The sequence below is a fragment of the Streptomyces sp. NPDC102258 genome (genome assembly GCF_055584685.1).
The window spans coordinates 45,246-60,574 of record NZ_JBVJLO010000025.1; the positions used below are offsets into that span (position 1 = coordinate 45,246).

The following is a 15,329-nucleotide window of genomic DNA, read 5'->3' on the forward strand; positions in this document are numbered from 1 at the left end:
GCAGCGCGGGGGCACGGGCGCGTGCCCCCGCTTCAGGCGACCGAGCCGATCCGGCTGACCACCGTCTGGGACGGGTCGTGGTGGATCGGGGTGTGCGCGCCGGTCAGGGAGACGCCCGTGCCGCCCCGGCGGTTCGCGACGATCTCGGCGGCGATGGACAGCGCGGTCTCCTCCGGGGAGCGGGCGCCGAGGTCCAGGCCGATCGGGGAGCGCAGGCGGGCCAGCTCCCGCTCGCTCACGCCGACCGCGCGCAGGCGCTCGTCGCGGTCCAGGTGGGTGCGCCGGGAACCCATGGCGCCGACGTAGGCGACGGGGAGCCGCAGCGCGAGGGCGAGGAGCGGTACGTCGAACTTCGCGTCGTGGGTTAGCACGCACAGGACGGTCCGGCCGTCGACGCGGCCGGCCGCGGCCTCGCCCTCCAGGTAGCGGTGGGGCCAGTCGACCACGACCGCGTCCGCTTCGGGGAAACGATTCTGCGTGGCGAAGACGGGCCGGGCGTCACACACCGTGACGCGGTACCCGAGGAACGTGCCGATCCGCACCAGGGCGGCGGCGAAGTCGACGGCCCCGAAGACGATCATCCGCGGGGGCGGGACGCTGGACTCCACGAGCACCGTGAGCGGCTCTCCGCACAGCCCGCCGTCGGCGCCCACCTCCAGCACGCCGGTCCGGCCGGCGTCGAGCAGGGCGCGGGCCTCCCCGGCGACCGTGCGGTCCAGCTCGGGGTGGCCGCCGAAGCCCCCCGTGAAGGAGCCGTCGCCGTGGACGGCCACGGCGCGGCCCAGCAGCGGCGCGGAGCCGGTGGCGATCCGGGCCACGGCGGCCGCCCGCCCGTCGGCGGCGGCGGCCAGTACCCCGGCCAGCACGCCCCGCTGCGCAGCGTCCACCCCGACCGGGGTCACCAGGATGTCGATGGTCCCACCGCAGGTCAGGCCCACGGCGTAGGCGTCGTCGTCGCTGTAGCCGAAGCGCTCGTGGACGCTCTCGCCGTCTTCGAGCGCCTGCCGGCACAGCTCGTACACCGCGCCCTCCACGCATCCGCCGGACACCGACCCGATGACCGTGCCCTCGCCGTCGACGGCGAGGGCCGCGCCCGGCTGGCGCGGCGCGCTGCCGCCGACCGCCACGACCGTGGCGACGGCGAAGTCGCGTCCCTGCTCGACCCACCGGTGGAGTTCTTCGGCGATGTCCAGCATGTGCGGGCCTTCCTCCGGGGGCGTGTCGTTTCCAGTATCGGACGCGCGAAGGGATCAGGCGGCGCTCACGGCCCGGCCCGGGTCACGCCCGGCCCGGGCCACACCTGGCCCGAGCCACACCTGGCCCGGGCCACGCCCGGCCCGGGCCACACTCCGCCGGAACCACGCAGGGCCCCGCTCACCGCCCCGCCTACTTCACGCCCATCCACCCCTCGATCGGGTGCAGGGCGAAGAAGACCAGGAAGACACCGGTCAGGACCCACATGAAGGCCCCGACCTCGCGGGCCTTGCCCTGGGCCACCTTGATCGCCACGTACGAGATCACACCGGCGGCGACACCGGGGGTGATGGAGTACGTGAAGGGCATGATCACCACGGTCAGGAAGACCGGTATGGCCGTCGCCGTGTCGGCCCAGTCCACGTGGCGGGCGTTCTGCATCATCATCGCGCCGATGACCACCAGCGCCGCGGAGGCGACCTCGCTGGGGACGATCTGCGTGATCGGGGTGAAGAACAGGCAGGCGGCGAAGAAGAGGCCGGTCACGACGGAGGCGAGGCCCGTGCGGGCACCCTCGCCGACGCCGGTGGCGGACTCGACGAACACCGTCTGGCCGGAGCCGCCGGCGATGCCGCCGATGGCGCCACCGGCGCCGTCGATGAACAGCGCCTTGGACAGGCCCGGCATCCGGCCCTTGTCGTCGGCGAGCTTGGCCTCGGTGCCGACGCCGATGATGGTGGCCATCGCGTCGAAGAAGCCGGCGAGCACCAGGGTGAAGACGATCATGCCGACCGTCATGATGCCGACGTCGCCCCAGCCGCCGAACTCGACCTTGCCGAAGAGCGAGAAGTCGGGCATCGAGATGGCCGAGCCGGGCAGCTCCGGCGGCCCGCTCTTCCAGGCCTTCGGGTCGATGTCCGCGACCGCGTTCAGGACGGCCGCGACGACGGTGCCGCCGACGATGCCGATCAGGATCGCGCCCGGGACCTTGCGGGCCTGGAGCATGAAGATGGTCAGCAGGGTGAGGCAGAAGATCGCGACGGGCCAGCCGGCGAGCTCACCGACGGAGCCGAGCTGGACCGGTGGGCCGAACTCGGAGCCCTTGCCGACGAACCCGGCCTTGACCAGGCCGATCAGGGCGACGAACAGGCCGATGCCCATGGTGATGGCGTGCTTGAGCGCGAGGGGGATCGCGTTCATGATCATCTCGCGGAGGCCGGTGACGACCAGGAGACAGATCACGACGCCGTACATCACGCACATGCCCATGGCCTGCGGCCAGGTCATCTGGGGCGCCACCTGTGAGGACAGCACGCCGGAGACGGACAGGCCGGCCGCCAGGGCCAGCGGGACCTTGCCGATGAAGCCCATGAGCAGGGTGGTCAGCGCCGCGGCGAAGGCCGTGGCGGTGATCAGCGCCTTCTGGCTCATGGTGTCTCCGGCGACGTCCTTGCCGGAGAGGAGGAGCGGGTTGAGCAGCAGGATGTACGCCATCGCCATGAAGGTCGTGATACCGCCACGGACCTCGTTGCCGACGTTGGAGCCTCTGTGCGTGATGTGGAAGTACCGGTCGAGCCAAGAACGCCCGGCGGGGTTCAGAGAGCCGTCGCCGGCCTCTTCCGCACTGGTCTTGGGCTCCACTGAGGACTGGGTCATGGTGCCTAACTCCCAAGGTTCATAGGGGCACCCGCAAGAAGATTGGAGACGCGGGATTTGGGAAATTCCGTTGGCTGCACGACCCGGGGTGACGGCCCGAGGCGACGCAAAAGTGCACTGCGTGTACTGCGGGTAGAGCGGTGGTGACCGCTGGTTCTACGTGGGGGTGGCCCGGCATGGGTGCTGCCGGTTGGTGCGAGGACCGCGAGCGGAGCGGTACTGCGTGCTCCGGGCGGTGCGAGTGGAAGTGTGACGTTCCCGTGTCGCACCGCCCGGAAATCCAGGGGGTCCGGGTCAGAGCATGCCGGTGAGGGCTTCCGGACGGATCGGTGTCTTGTCGAGCTCCAGACCCGTCGCCTGCCGGATCGCCGCGAGGACGGCCGGGGTCGACGAGAGGGTCGGGGCCTCGCCCGCGCCGCGCAGGCCGTAGGGGGCCTTCGGGTCGGCGAGTTCCAGGACGTCGACCGGGATCGTCGGCGTGTCGAGGATGGTGGGGATCAGATAGTCCGTGAAGGACGGGTTGCGCACCTTCGCGGTCTTCGGGTCCACGATGATCTCCTCCATGATCGCGACACCCAGGCCCTGGGTGGTGCCACCCTGGATCTGACCGACCACGGAGAGCATGTTCACCGCCTTGCCGACGTCCTGGGCGGTCGCCAGCTCGACGACCTTGACCAGGCCCAGCTCGGTGTCCACCTCGACCACCGCGCGGTGCGCGGCGAAGCTGTACTGGACGTGGCCGTTGCCCTGGCCGGTGACCGGGTCGAACGGTTCGGTCGGCGCGTGCCGGAACTCCAGCTCCAGGTCGATGGCCTCGTCCTCCAGGAGGTCGGCGATGTCCGCGAGGACCTCGCCGCCGTCGGTGACGACCTTGCCGCCCTCCAGGAGCAGCTCGGCCGTGTTCCACGCCGGGTGGTACGAGCCGTTCTTGCGCCGGCCGATCTCCAGGAGCGCCTCGCGGACGGCCTCACAGGTGTTCTTCACCGCGCCGCCGGTCATGTACGTCTGCCGGGAGGCGGACGTGGAACCGGCGGAGCCGACCGTGGTGTCGGCCGGGTGGAGGGTCACCCGCGTGACGCCCAGCTCGGTACGGACGATCTGGGTGTGGACGGTGACGCCGCCCTGGCCGACCTCCGCCATGGCCGTGTGGACCATCGCGACGGGCTCGCCGTTGACGGCCTCCAGCCGGACGCGGGCGGTCGAGTAGTCGTCGAAGCCCTCGGAGAAGCCGACGTTCTTGATGCCGACCGCGTAGCCGACGCCGCGTACGACGCCCTCTCCGTGGGTGGTGTTCGACAGGCCGCCCGGCAGTGCGCGGATGTCCGCGCCCTCGCCGGCCGTCTCCCACTGGCGCTCGGGCGGCAGCGGGCGGGCCTTGACCCGGCGCAGCAGCTCGGCGACCGGCGCGGGGGCGTCCACGACCTGGCCGGTGGGCATGACCGTGCCCCGCTCCATGGCGTTCAGCCGGCGGAACTCGACCGGGTCCATGCCGAGCTTCGCCGCGAGCTTGTCCATCTGGGCCTCGTACGCGAAGCAGGCCTGGACGGCGCCGAAGCCGCGCATGGCGCCGCAGGGCGGGTTGTTCGTGTAGAGCGCGATGGCCTCGATGTCCACGTCGTCCAGGACGTAGGGGCCCACCGAGAGGGAGGAGGCGTTGCCCACGACCGCCGGGGAGGCGGACGCGTACGCGCCGCCGTCCAGGACGATCCTGCACTTCATGTGCGTGAGCTTGCCGTCCTTGGTGGCGCCGTGCTCGTAGTGGAGCTTCGCCGGGTGGCGGTGGACGTGGCCGAAGAAGGACTCGAACCGGTTGTAGACGATCTTGACGGGCTTCCGCGTGACCAGGGCCAGCAGGCAGGCGTGGATCTGCATCGAGAGGTCCTCGCGGCCGCCGAAGGCACCGCCGACGCCGGAGAGCGTCATGTGCACCTTCTCCTTGGGCAGGCCGAGGACGGGGGCGATCTGCCGGAGGTCCGAGTGCAGCCACTGGGTGGCGACGTACAGCTCGACACCGCCGTCCTCGCTGGGCACGGCGAGACCGGACTCCGGGCCGAGGAAGGCCTGGTCCTGCATGCCGAAGGTGTAGTCGCCCTCGACGATCACGTCGGCCCGCTCGCGGGCCCGCGCCACGTCGCCGCGGACGATCGGCTGGCGGTGCACGATGTTCGGGTGCGGGACGTGGCCGATGTGGTGGTCGGTGCGGTTCTCGTGGATCAGCGGCGCGTCGGGGGCGAGCGCGGAGGCCTCGTCCGTGACGAGCGGCAGCTCGCGGTAGTCGACCCTGATCTTGGCGGCCGCTCGGCGCGCGGTCTCCGGGTGGTCGGCGGCCACCAGGGCGACCGGCTCGCCGTGGTGGCGGACCCGGCCGTGGGCCAGCACGGGGGTGTCCTGGATCTCCAGGCCGTAGTGCTTCGTCGCGGCCGGCAGGTCGTCGTACGTCAGCACCGCGTACACGCCGGGCAGGGCGAGCGCCTCGGAGACGTCGATGGAGACGATCTCGGCGTGGGCGACGGTGCTGCGCAGGGTCTGGCCCCAGAGCATGTCCTCGTGCCACATGTCCGAGGAGTACGCGAACTCGCCGGTCACCTTCAGGGTGCCGTCCGGGCGCGGGACGGACTCGCCGACGCCGCCCCTGGGGTGCTGCTGGGTGACTTTCGCGGGCGTACCGGCGGGCGCGGTGCGGGTGTTCCGAGCCATGTCAGACCGCCTCTCCCTGACGGGCGGCCGCCAGGCGGACCGCGTCGAGGATCGTCTCGTAACCCGTGCAGCGGCAGAGGTTGCCGGACAGGGCCTCACGGATGTCCTGGTCGGACGGGTCGGGGTTCTCCTCCAGGAGGGCGTCCGCCTGGATGAGCAGACCCGGCGTGCAGAAACCGCACTGCACCGCACCGGCGTCGAGGAACGCCTGCTGGACGGCGGAGAGCGCAGTGCCCTCCCCGGCCCGGGAGTCCCCGGCGGGCGCGGCCCGCCACTGCCTGGCCGTGTCCAGGGACACGCCCTCGCCCTCGGGCCCGCAGCTGCCGCAGGCACCGCCGTGGCCGTGCTCCTCGCGCCGCCTGGAGAACGCGGCCAGACCCTCGACGGTGACGACGTCGCGGCCCTCCACCTGCCCGGCCGCGACCAGACAGGAGCAGACCGGCACGCCGTCGAGACGGACCGTGCAGGAACCGCATTCGCCCTGTTCACAGGCGTTCTTCGAACCCGGCAGGCCCAGCCGCTCGCGCAGGACGTAGAGGAGCGACTCGCCCTCCCAGACGTCGTCCGCTTCCAGCTGCCGGCCGTTGACGGTGAATGTGACGCGCATGATCACGCAGCTCCTTCGAGCGGGCGGCCGGAGCCGGCGGCGCGGTACTGCTCCCACGTCCAGACGAGCTGGCGGCGGGCCAGGATGCCGATCGCGTGCCGGCGGTACTCCGCCGTGCCGCGCACGTCGTCGATCGGGTTGGCCGCGCCGGAGGCGAGGGCGCCGAACTGCTTGACGACCGACGGGGTGACGACCCGCCCGGACTCCCAGAACCCGCCCTCGTCGAGCGCGGCGTTCAGGAACTCCTCGGCGGCCTTGGCCCGGATCGGAGTCGGCGCGGCCGACCCGATGCCGGTGCGGACCGTGCGGGTGGCCGGGTGCAGGGCCAGGCCGAAGGCGCACACCGCGATGACCATCGCGTTGCGGGAGCCGACCTTGGAGAACTGCTGGGGGCCGTCCGCCTTCCGTACGTGGACGGCCTTGATCAGCTCGTCCGCGGCCAGCGCGTTGCGCTTCACACCGGTGTAGAACGCGTCGATGGGGATCATGCGGGTCCCGCGTACGGACTCCACCTCGACCTCCGCGCCCGCCGCGAGCAGGGCGGGGTGGGAGTCACCGGCCGGTGAGGCGCAGCCGAGGTTGCCGCCGACGCCGCCGCGGTTGCGGATCTGCGGGGACGCGACCGTGTGCGAGGCGAGCGCGAGACCGGGCAGCTCCGTACGGAGGTTCTCCATGATCTGCGTGTACGTGACGCAGGCGCCGAGGCGGACGACGTCCTCCCCGGTCTCCCACTCGCGCAGCGGGGCGATGCGGTTCAGGTCCAGGAGGTACTCGGGCCTGCGGTGGTCGAAGTTGATCTCGACCATGACGTCGGTACCACCGGCGATCGGCACAGCGGTGGGGAACTCGGCCTTGGCGGCGAGCGCCTCCTCCCAGCCTGCGGGGCGAAGGAAGTCCATGACGGCCCTCTTCCTCTTCGTGTCGTTCACTTCGAGCCAGATGCCCGAGCCCCCGACTGGTCGTTCATGTGCTGTTAACGCGGTGTGGAGTCAGTACACAAGCCGCGCGTCCCCCGGGTGCAGTCACCGAAACCATGAAGGAGTTGGCTGACGACCTCCCTCGTCTTGTAGATTCGTATGAAAGGCAGGATGCGACGACCTGCCCGTTTTCCAACGGCAACATCGAGACAGATCGGCGGCGACATCATGCGGCTGCGCGCACTGCTGGAAACCGAGGCGCTGGGGCTGCGGCTGCTGGGCGGCGAGGAAGAACTCGACCGGACGGTCCGCGGGGTCATGACGACCGACCTACGTGATCCCAGCCGATATCTCTCCGGAGGCGAACTGGTGCTCACCGGCCTGGCCTGGCGAAGAAATCCAGCCGACTCCGAGCCGTTCGTACGAATCCTCGCCAGCGCGGGCGTCGCGGGCCTCGCGGCGGGCGAGGCCGAGCTCGGGGACATCCCGGACGACCTGGTCTCGGCCTGTCTGCGCAACCGGCTCCCGCTGTTCGTCGTGAACGAAAACGTCGCGTTCGCGACCATCACGGAGTACGTGGTGCGGCAGGTCTCCGGGGAGCGCGCGGGCGACCTCGCGGCCGTCGTCGACCGCCACCGGCGTCTGATGACCTCCGGTCCCGCCGGGGGCGGACCCGATGTGGTGCTGGATCTGCTCACCACGGACCTCGATCTGCGGGCCTGGGTGCTCTCGCCGACCGGCCGGCAGATCGCCGGAGCGGGTGAACCACTGGCGCCGGGCGTGTGCGCGGCGCTGGCGAGCGAACACCTGGCGACGGTCCGGACCGGCCGCAGGGGCCCGCACCGGATGTCCATCCAGGGTATTACCTACTCCCTGTTCCCGATCAGGGGCCACGGCCGCGGTCCGGGCCCCGCCGTCCGGGACGTGCGCGAGAGCGTGCTCTCGGACTGGCTGCTGGCCGTCGAGGCGGACGCGGGCGACTGGCCCGCCGAGCGCCTGGACCTGCTCCAGGGCGTCACCCAGCTGATCGCCGTCGAGCGGGAGCGCCGCGACGCCGCCCGTACGGTGCGCCGCCGGCTCGCCCAGGAGATCCTCGAACTGGTCCAGACGGGCGCCCCGCCGGCCGAGATCGCCGCCCGGCTGCGGGTGGCCGCGCCGGTCCTGCTCCCCGGACTGGGCACGGCCCCGCACTGGCAGGTCGTGGTGGCCCGGGTGGACTGGGAGGGCGGGGACGTCCCCGGCGGCCCGGTGGCCCAGTCGCTGCTGGAGGAGATCCTGGTCGACCCGTCGATGGCCGGACCCGAACCGTCCGACCGGATCGCGGTCGCGCACGCCGGGGACGAGGCCATCGCCCTCGTCCCGCTGGCCGCCCTCACGGGCGACGCCGGGGAGGACAAGGGCCCCGCCTCCCCCCTGCACGCCGACGCCCTGCTGGCGGCCGTACGCGAACCCCTGGCGGCCGGTCTGGCCGACGACGGGCGGCTCACCCTCGGCGTCAGCGCGTCCGTGCACTCCGCCGAGGGGCTGCGCGGGGCGCTGGAGGAGGCCAGGCACGCCCGCCGGGTCGCCGCGGCCCGCCCGGGCCGGGTCTGCGCCGCCGGCCACCACGAGCTCGCCTCGCACGTGCTGCTGCTGCCGTTCGTCCCGGACGACGTGCGCCGTGCCTTCACGGCCCGGCTGCTGGACCCGCTGCGGGACTACGACCGCCGCCACCGCGCGGAGCTCATCCCGACCCTGGAGGCGTTCCTCGACTGCGACGGCTCCTGGACCCGGTGCGCGACCCGGCTGCACCTCCACGTCAACACCCTGCGGTACCGGGTCGGGCGAATCGAGCAGCTGACGGGGCGTGACCTTTCCCGGCTGGAGGACAAGCTCGACTTCTTCCTGGCCCTGCGCATGAGCTGACCCCCGCCCCTCCCATCAGGCACGGCCCGTCCGAGGGGCCGGCCGGGGCCCGCTGACGCGCCGTCCGGACTTTGTGAAAGAGTTCACCCGACCCCTTGGCCGATGCACCCGATCCGTGCTCTCATTTCGCCCCAGGGCTCAAAGACGTGCTGCTTGGTTGCTTCGGGGAGGGCAATGTGGCGGATACCGCCATGTCCGGTGCGGGATCCACGGGGGGCGACGACCCCCTCCAGCGGGCGATATGGCGGCTGCGCTCGCGCGGCTGTTGGACCGACGCGGCGGCCCTGCTGACGCCGCACGCGAACGACGCCGGGGCGGCCGTACAGCGCACCGCGCTCCTGGTGGAGCGGTGCCTGTTCACCGGCCAGGGCTGGGCCGAGGCGGAGGACGCCCTGCGGGTGGCCGAGGCCGTGGCCCGCGACGACCACGAGCGCGGCGCGGCCGCCTGCGAGCGCGGCCAGCTGGCGTACGCGGCCACCGTGCTCGGGGTACGGGACCGGGCCGACGAGGCCCGCTCGGCGCTCGGGCGCGCGGCGGCGCTGCTGGCTCCCGGCTCGCGGGCCCGGCCGCTGCTGGACTTCCGCCGGGGGCTGGTCGCCGAACACCTGGCGGACGACCCGCAGGCGGCCCGTCCGGCGTACCACCGCGCCCACGCGGGAGCGGAAACGCACGGGGACACCCTGCTGCTGTCGTTCACCTGGCGGCACCTGGCCGCGCTGGCCCTGCGCGACGGTGAGGTGGCGGAGGCCCGCAAGGGCTTCGCGGAGTCGCTGCGCATCCGAGAGGACCTGGGCTTCCTGGTCGGCACGGCGCCCGCCCTGGCGGCCCTGGCCGAGGCCGAACCGGAACCGGAGGCCGCCCGGCTGCGCGCGGAGGCCCGCCGCCTGTTCCACCTGCTGGGCGGCATCCCCACCTGGCTCGCCGACCAGCTGGCCCCCGCCCCCGCGTAACGGGACCGCCGGGTCAGGCACCGCCCGCGAAGTGTTCGCGTACGAGGGACTCCACCACCGGGAGGTCCCGGGCGATCAGCGCCTCCAGGAGGGCCGCGTGTTCGGCCGCATCGGCGACCAGGTCGGCGCGGCGCACGCGCGGGGCGCCCGGCAGCGGCCACTGGGCGCGGCGGTGCAGCTCCTCGGCGGTACGGACGAGCTGGCCGTTGTCCGCCAGGGAGAGCACCGCGCGGTGGAAGGCCCGGTCGGCGTCCGCGTAGGCCGGCAGGTCTCCCGCCGTAGCCGCTTCGGCGGTGGCGCGGGCGGCCGGGCGCAGGGCCTCCCAGGTGGCGGTGGGCACGGCGCGGGCGAGCCGGAGCATCACCGGCACCTCGATCAGCGCCCGTACCTCGGCCAGCTCGGCCAGGGCCCGGGGGGTGCGGGAAAGCACGCGGAAGCCCCGGTTGGGCAGGCACTCCACCGCGCCTTCCAGCGCCAGCTGCTGCATGGCCTCGCGCACGGGGGTCGCGGAGACCCCGAACCGCTCGCCCAGCGCGGGTCCGGAGTAGATCTCGCCGGGGGCCAGCTCCCCGTCGACGAGGGCGGCGCGCAGCGCGTCCAGGACCTGTCCGCGCACCGAGTGGCGCAGCACCTTCTGGGCCGGCACCAGCGGTTTCGCCGGGGCAGCTCCGTCCCACGGCTCCTCGGACACCGGGGTGTGGGCCGCTTCGTGCACTCGGTCCTCCTCCAGGTCTCGACCGGTACCGAGGATAGGTGACGGCCCGGACGGCCTCGTGGAGACGGCGGGGTGAGGGGGTGAGGGTTACGGAACCGCGATGATCCGTTAAGGTAAGGCTTACCTTCTCTCGATCGACGATGCGGTGGTCCGCCATGTCCGGTTCGGCTGTTGACGTCCTGTCCCCGCCCGCCCCCGCCCCGGCCGCCCCCACCCCGGCCGGCTCGCCGCTGGCGGAGGCGTACGGGCGCCTGGCTGCGGTCTGTCCCGGCCTGCGGATCGAAGAGCTCGGGGCGCGCGAGGCGCGCCCCCGTGGCGCGGGGTGGGTCGGCGCGGACGAGCTCGCGGCCGGTGGCGCAGCCCTCGACGCCTACCTCGCCTGGGACGAGGCGCAGGTGCTGCGCGACTACGGCCGCCCGGCGCGGCCGGACGTGGTGGCCGGCTTCGGGCTGCACCGGTACGCCTGGGCCGCCTGCCTGGCCGTCACGGTCCCCTGGTTCCTGGCGCGCCGGGTGCCCCGGCTCCCGGTGGAGGCCGTGTCCTACCACCGGACCTCGGGCCGGATGGCCGTACGCGCCGACGGCTTCGCCTGCCTGCCGGACGACCCGGCGGCCGCCCTCCCCGGGGCCCGGGTCGTGCCCGGCGAGGAGGCGCTGCGCGAGGAGGTGCGGGCCGCCGTGGCCCGGCACCTCGGACCCCTGCTGGACGGCTTCGGCCCCCGGCTGCGGCGCGGCCCGCGGGCGCGCTGGGCCCTGGCCACCGACGAGGTCGTCGAGGGCCTCTGGTACGCCGGGAGCCTGCTCGGCGAGGAGGAGCGGGCCGTGCGCGAGCTGGACCTGCTGCTGCCGGGCACGAACGCCCCGTACACCGGCGGCGCGGGCTTCCGCGCCCTCGGCGGCCCCGGCGGGGCGCGGCTGACGACCCGCGACCGGGCCGGCTGCTGCTTCTTCTACACGATCCGCCCCGAGGACACCTGCACGACGTGCCCACGTACCTGCGACACCGACCGGGTCGCCCGGCTCACGGCAACGGCCGCCGCCGCCTGAACCCACCCGCACGGGTGAAGTCGATTCGAACGCAACTCAGCTGACACGGCAGTCCGTTCGATTCGCAACGCCCTATCCGACGGGCCGCGCCCCCCGATGGCGTCGTCTTGTCCCGAAACCCGCGTGCACCCCTGACCCGCTGCGCCACTATGGCGCCCGGAAAGCCGCATACGCGAGGCAAGGGACACCGCATGAGACTGACCGACATATCGCTGGACTGGCTGCTGCCCGGCGGCCTGCTGATCCTGGGCGTACTTGCGGCAGTGGCGGTGCTGGCCCGTGGCAAGCGGGAGAGCGAGAAGGCCGCCGCGGCCGAGGACAGCTGGGAACGCAGCGAGGAACGCAGGCGGCGCAAGGAAGCCGTCTACGGGACCGCTTCGTACGTCCTGCTCTTCTGCTGCGCGGCGGTGGCCGCCGCGCTCTCCTTCCACGGGCTGGTCGGCTTCGGCCGGCAGAACCTGAACCTCTCCGGAGGCTGGGAGTACCTGGTCCCCTTCGGCCTCGACGGCGCGGCCATGTTCTGCTCGGTCCTCGCCGTCCGCGAAGCCAGCCACGGTGACGCGGCGCTCGGCTCGCGCATGCTGGTCTGGCTGTTCGCGGGCGCGGCGGCCTGGTTCAACTGGGTGCACGCGCCCAGGGGTTCGGGACACGACGGGGCTCCGCAGTTCTTCGCCGGGATGTCGCTCTCGGCGGCCGTGCTCTTCGACCGCGCCCTCAAGCAGACCCGCCGGGCGGCGCTGCGCGAACAGGGCCTGATCCCGCGGCCGTTGCCGCAGATCCGGATGGTCCGCTGGCTGCGCGCCCCCCGGGAGACCTTCGGCGCCTGGTCACTGATGCTGCTGGAGGGCGTACGCACCCTCGACGAGGCGGTGGACGAGGTGCGCGAGGACAAGAAGGAGAAGGAGAACGACCGGCACCGCAGGCGGGAGCAACACCGCCTGGACCGCGCCCACATCAAGGCGCTGGGCCGGCAGAACAGGGCGTTCGGGCGGGCCCGGGCGCGTCAGGTCGACGTACCGGGGCTGGCCCCCGGCTCGGGCTCCGCGCCGGTCGGCACGGAGCCGGCCATATCGGAACCGGGACAGCTGCCCTTGCGCCGAAGGCCCTCCCTGCAAGCCGTGAACGCGAACGCGAACGCGAACGGAAGCGACGCACCTGATCCGTCCGGCCCCCGGACGGTGGACCTCACCGCCGAGGACGACACCCAGACCCTTCCCCGGCTCGACTCACTGGAGCGCAAACTGAAGGACCTGGAGCAGCAGTTCGGCTGACACCGGACCGCCGCACACCGCACCACCTGCCGCAGCGGGGCGCCGGGCGCCCCGCTGTGGCGCGTCCGGCGTCCGGCGTCAGGCCGGGGCCGCCGCCGCCAGTTCGAACCAGACCACCTTGCCGCGGCCCGGCACGAGCGGATCCACGCCCCAGGTGTCGGCCAGCTCCTGTACCAGGAACAGCCCCCGGCCGTGCGTACCGTCGTCGGCGGACGTGCCGTACGGGGTGAGGCGGCGGGCGTTGAAGTCGCGGACCTCCACCCGTAAGCGGGTGGGGGCCAGGCGCACGGACACTTCCGCACCCTGCTCGGTATGGACCAGGGCGTTCGTCACGAGCTCGGTGATCAGCAGTTCGGCCACGTCGGCGGTATCGGCCCGGCAGCGGTGGCGCATCAGCTCGCGCAGCGCCCGGCGGACCTCACCCACCGCCTTCAGGTCGGCCCGGCGCACGCTGCGCCTGATCTCGGTCGTACCCGCCCTCGCGGTCCCGCCCCCGGCGGACGGCTCGTACTGCACCGGGCTTCCCCTTCTCCACGGCTTCCCGGTATTCGCCCCCACTCGCACGGCGATGCCCCTCCCGCGTTCCGTCGTGCTCGAACAGGCCTACGGGATGCATGCCCCCCGGGGCGGTCCGCACTCCTGCGCGCTCCGGGGCGGGGGACGTTGCGCAGGGTTGGATCGAGCCATCTGGATCATTCGGCCCACACCGCCGTCCAGCACGATCTTGCTGGCCGACAGGGCGAAACCGGTCACCATGTCGGCACTGGTCTTCGAAGAAGGAAGGCCGGAAACCAACATTCCCAACTCAACCATGACGAGGGATGAGTTGGTGAAGAGGACCACTTTGACGGGCAGGTCGTACTGCACCAGGGTGAGGAAATCTCCCACCAGCATGGAGAAACCGCCGTCACCCGACATGGACACCACTTGACGGCTCCGGTCGGGACGGGGCTCTTGCCCGGACTACTGCCCGAGAATCTGGTGCGGCCCGTCGAGCCAGGCGCGCTGGCCCGCACTGTCCACGGTAATGCCGAACCGGGTGATGTGCGGCCGGCCCTTGATTTCGTACCAGGCGTAAGCCGCCGTCACCTCCGCCCAGAGATCGCGTGGACCCCACGAGCGGACCGCGCCCTCTTCCCACCAGCCGTCGTAATTGACGATCGTGGCCGACGTGCCGGCTTCGTCGACGAACTGCACTTGCCTGGCGGCGCCCTCCCCACGGTGTGAGTAGGAGACATCGGGGACATGGAGGCCCAGCGCGAAATCCTGGAGATAACCCCCCTCCAGGACCTGGGCGGGGTCGACCGGGGATCGTCGCGCGGTCGACGTGTCGGGGAGACGCAGGTCGACCGTCGGCCGCTCCGAGCGGATCCACATGTACGAGGACGCGCCGACGAAGCAGCCCTGAGCCGTTCCTCCGGCGCGGTCCACCCGGAGCCGCAGAAGCCCCGCGTTGCTGTAGGCCGTGCCGAACGGCGTCAGGATCACCCCGTTGCCCGTGGACTGTTCAAGCCATGCTCGCGGCACGTGCCGGAGCGATGCCGTGTTGATGATCCGCTCGAACGCACCCCTTCCGGGAGCGCCTTCGAGGCCGTCGCCGACGATCAGTTCCGGGTCGTAGCCCGCAGTCTTCAGGTTCGCGGCGCCGGTGCGGGCCAGTTCCCCGTCCACCTCGACGGCTGTCACCCTTTCCGGGCCGACGCGTTCGCAGAGCAGCGCCGTGTGATAGCCGGAGCCGTAGCCGATCTCCAGCACGCGGGACCGGGGCGTCAGGTCCAGGTGCCGGAGCTTGCGCATGACGACGTCGAGGGCGGACACCGACGACGTGAAGTCGCCCGCGCTCGGCCCCGGCGCCGTGCCGCCGTTGTCCAATTGCGTGACCACCGACTGGTACGGGTTCCAGACCGCACGACTCCAGGCTGCGACTTCCTCATTCCGGTCGATGAATTGCCAGAGTCCGTCATCGTTTTGCACGGGAAGCCACACGCCCTGCGGGACGAAGGCCTCTCGGTCGACCGCGTCGAAGGCTTTCTCCAGCCACGGCTCGCGAAGTAACCCGCCGGCGACCAGGGCCTCGCGGCAGATTTCCCGGTTCACTTCTTGCCCGGAGGCGGCGAAGAGGGCTGCGGGGCCGGGCGGTTGCCGTCGGGGCTGGACGGCGTCGTAGGCGGGGTCCACGGCTTGTCCGCGGGTGGTCCGTTGTGCTTGCCCATGTAGATCTCCTCGTCAGAGAACCCAAGAGATTGTTTCGTACCGCCTGTGGCGGTGTACAGGAGCGGGCAGGGTCCGCGCACGCCGACCTCACCAACGGCGCGAGCCCTGCCGCCCCTCCACCAGCCGACCGCCTCGCAGCCGGCGGTGGGTCTATGAG

The 15,329-nt window shown here is 72.4% G+C and carries 12 protein-coding genes and 1 pseudogene; 4 read left to right on the plus strand and 9 right to left on the minus strand.

Annotated features, from left to right (window positions below):
• Nucleotides 1-32: 32 nt before the first annotated feature.
• The 5 genes from ACZ6ZT_RS31145 to ACZ6ZT_RS31165 all read right to left on the minus strand — a co-directional run bounded on the left by ACZ6ZT_RS31145 (nucleotide 33) and on the right by ACZ6ZT_RS31165 (nucleotide 7,053).
• Nucleotides 33-1,196, minus strand: a complete 1,164-nt coding sequence (locus tag ACZ6ZT_RS31145) for an XdhC family protein (RefSeq protein ID WP_469723518.1) — start codon at nucleotides 1,194-1,196, stop codon at nucleotides 33-35.
• 190 nt (nucleotides 1,197-1,386) lie between these two features.
• A complete protein-coding gene (locus ACZ6ZT_RS31150; RefSeq protein ID WP_469723519.1) occupies nucleotides 1,387-2,850 on the minus strand; it encodes an NCS2 family permease in 1,464 nt (487 codons plus the stop codon).
• A gap of 294 nt (nucleotides 2,851-3,144) precedes the next feature.
• Nucleotides 3,145-5,547 (minus strand): xanthine dehydrogenase family protein molybdopterin-binding subunit, encoded by a 2,403-nt coding sequence (locus tag ACZ6ZT_RS31155; protein WP_469723521.1) that lies wholly within the window; start codon nucleotides 5,545-5,547, stop codon nucleotides 3,145-3,147.
• 1 nt (nucleotide 5,548) lies between these two features.
• A complete protein-coding gene (locus ACZ6ZT_RS31160; protein WP_469723522.1) occupies nucleotides 5,549-6,154 on the minus strand; it encodes a (2Fe-2S)-binding protein in 606 nt (201 codons plus the stop codon).
• A 2-nt stretch (nucleotides 6,155-6,156) separates the two neighbouring features.
• On the minus strand, nucleotides 6,157-7,053 hold the full coding sequence (locus tag ACZ6ZT_RS31165; protein ID WP_469723524.1) for an FAD binding domain-containing protein: 897 nt from the start codon (nucleotides 7,051-7,053) through the stop codon (nucleotides 6,157-6,159).
• Nucleotides 7,054-7,299: 246 nt separating this feature from the next.
• On the opposite strand from ACZ6ZT_RS31165, the gene ACZ6ZT_RS31170 reads away from it, so the two are divergent.
• Nucleotides 7,300-8,976, plus strand: coding sequence for a PucR family transcriptional regulator (locus ACZ6ZT_RS31170; protein WP_469723559.1), 1,677 nt, complete (start codon nucleotides 7,300-7,302; stop codon nucleotides 8,974-8,976).
• A 191-nt stretch (nucleotides 8,977-9,167) separates the two neighbouring features.
• Complete coding sequence (locus ACZ6ZT_RS31175) at nucleotides 9,168-9,926, plus strand: hypothetical protein (RefSeq protein WP_469723525.1); 759 nt, start codon at nucleotides 9,168-9,170, stop codon at nucleotides 9,924-9,926.
• 13 nt (nucleotides 9,927-9,939) lie between these two features.
• Here ACZ6ZT_RS31175 and ACZ6ZT_RS31180 read toward each other — a convergent pair whose 3' ends face one another.
• Complete coding sequence (locus ACZ6ZT_RS31180) at nucleotides 9,940-10,617, minus strand: GntR family transcriptional regulator (RefSeq protein WP_469723561.1); 678 nt, start codon at nucleotides 10,615-10,617, stop codon at nucleotides 9,940-9,942.
• Nucleotides 10,618-10,781: 164 nt separating this feature from the next.
• Between ACZ6ZT_RS31180 and ACZ6ZT_RS31185 the strand changes: the two genes are divergently transcribed.
• Together ACZ6ZT_RS31185 and ACZ6ZT_RS31190 are read left to right on the plus strand one after the other, a co-directional pair.
• Nucleotides 10,782-11,687 carry a (2Fe-2S)-binding protein gene (locus ACZ6ZT_RS31185; protein ID WP_469723526.1) on the plus strand — a complete coding sequence of 302 codons (906 nt, stop codon included), beginning with the start codon at nucleotides 10,782-10,784 and terminating at the stop codon, nucleotides 11,685-11,687.
• Between the two features lie 191 nt (nucleotides 11,688-11,878).
• A complete protein-coding gene (locus tag ACZ6ZT_RS31190; protein WP_469723527.1) occupies nucleotides 11,879-12,958 on the plus strand; it encodes a DUF2637 domain-containing protein in 1,080 nt (359 codons plus the stop codon).
• A gap of 78 nt (nucleotides 12,959-13,036) precedes the next feature.
• Here ACZ6ZT_RS31190 and ACZ6ZT_RS31195 read toward each other — a convergent pair whose 3' ends face one another.
• The 3 genes and pseudogenes from ACZ6ZT_RS31195 to ACZ6ZT_RS31205 form a co-directional block, all read right to left on the minus strand.
• Entirely contained in the window at nucleotides 13,037-13,474 is a 438-nt protein-coding gene (locus tag ACZ6ZT_RS31195; RefSeq protein WP_469723528.1) for an ATP-binding protein, read from the minus strand.
• Nucleotides 13,390-13,900 (minus strand): annotated as a pseudogene (locus ACZ6ZT_RS31200) (thiamine pyrophosphate-dependent enzyme); the annotation flags it as partial. The gene ACZ6ZT_RS31195 and the pseudogene ACZ6ZT_RS31200, both read right to left, overlap by 85 nt.
• A gap of 21 nt (nucleotides 13,901-13,921) precedes the next feature.
• Nucleotides 13,922-15,136, minus strand: coding sequence for a protein-L-isoaspartate O-methyltransferase family protein (locus tag ACZ6ZT_RS31205; protein WP_469723529.1), 1,215 nt, complete (start codon nucleotides 15,134-15,136; stop codon nucleotides 13,922-13,924).
• Nucleotides 15,137-15,329 lie beyond the last annotated feature (193 nt).

Coding starts and splice junctions, on each gene's coding strand:
- ACZ6ZT_RS31145 (WP_469723518.1), bottom strand. CDS start 1,196: ATGCTGGACATCGCCGAAGAACTCCACCGGTGGGTCGAGCAGGGACGC.
- ACZ6ZT_RS31150 (WP_469723519.1), bottom strand. CDS start 2,850: ATGACCCAGTCCTCAGTGGAGCCCAAGACCAGTGCGGAAGAGGCCGGC.
- ACZ6ZT_RS31155 (WP_469723521.1), bottom strand. CDS start 5,547: ATGGCTCGGAACACCCGCACCGCGCCCGCCGGTACGCCCGCGAAAGTC.
- ACZ6ZT_RS31160 (WP_469723522.1), bottom strand. CDS start 6,154: ATGCGCGTCACATTCACCGTCAACGGCCGGCAGCTGGAAGCGGACGAC.
- ACZ6ZT_RS31165 (WP_469723524.1), bottom strand. CDS start 7,053: ATGGACTTCCTTCGCCCCGCAGGCTGGGAGGAGGCGCTCGCCGCCAAG.
- ACZ6ZT_RS31170 (WP_469723559.1), top strand. CDS start 7,300: ATGCGGCTGCGCGCACTGCTGGAAACCGAGGCGCTGGGGCTGCGGCTG.
- ACZ6ZT_RS31175 (WP_469723525.1), top strand. CDS start 9,168: ATGTCCGGTGCGGGATCCACGGGGGGCGACGACCCCCTCCAGCGGGCG.
- ACZ6ZT_RS31185 (WP_469723526.1), top strand. CDS start 10,782: ATGCGGTGGTCCGCCATGTCCGGTTCGGCTGTTGACGTCCTGTCCCCG.
- ACZ6ZT_RS31190 (WP_469723527.1), top strand. CDS start 11,879: ATGAGACTGACCGACATATCGCTGGACTGGCTGCTGCCCGGCGGCCTG.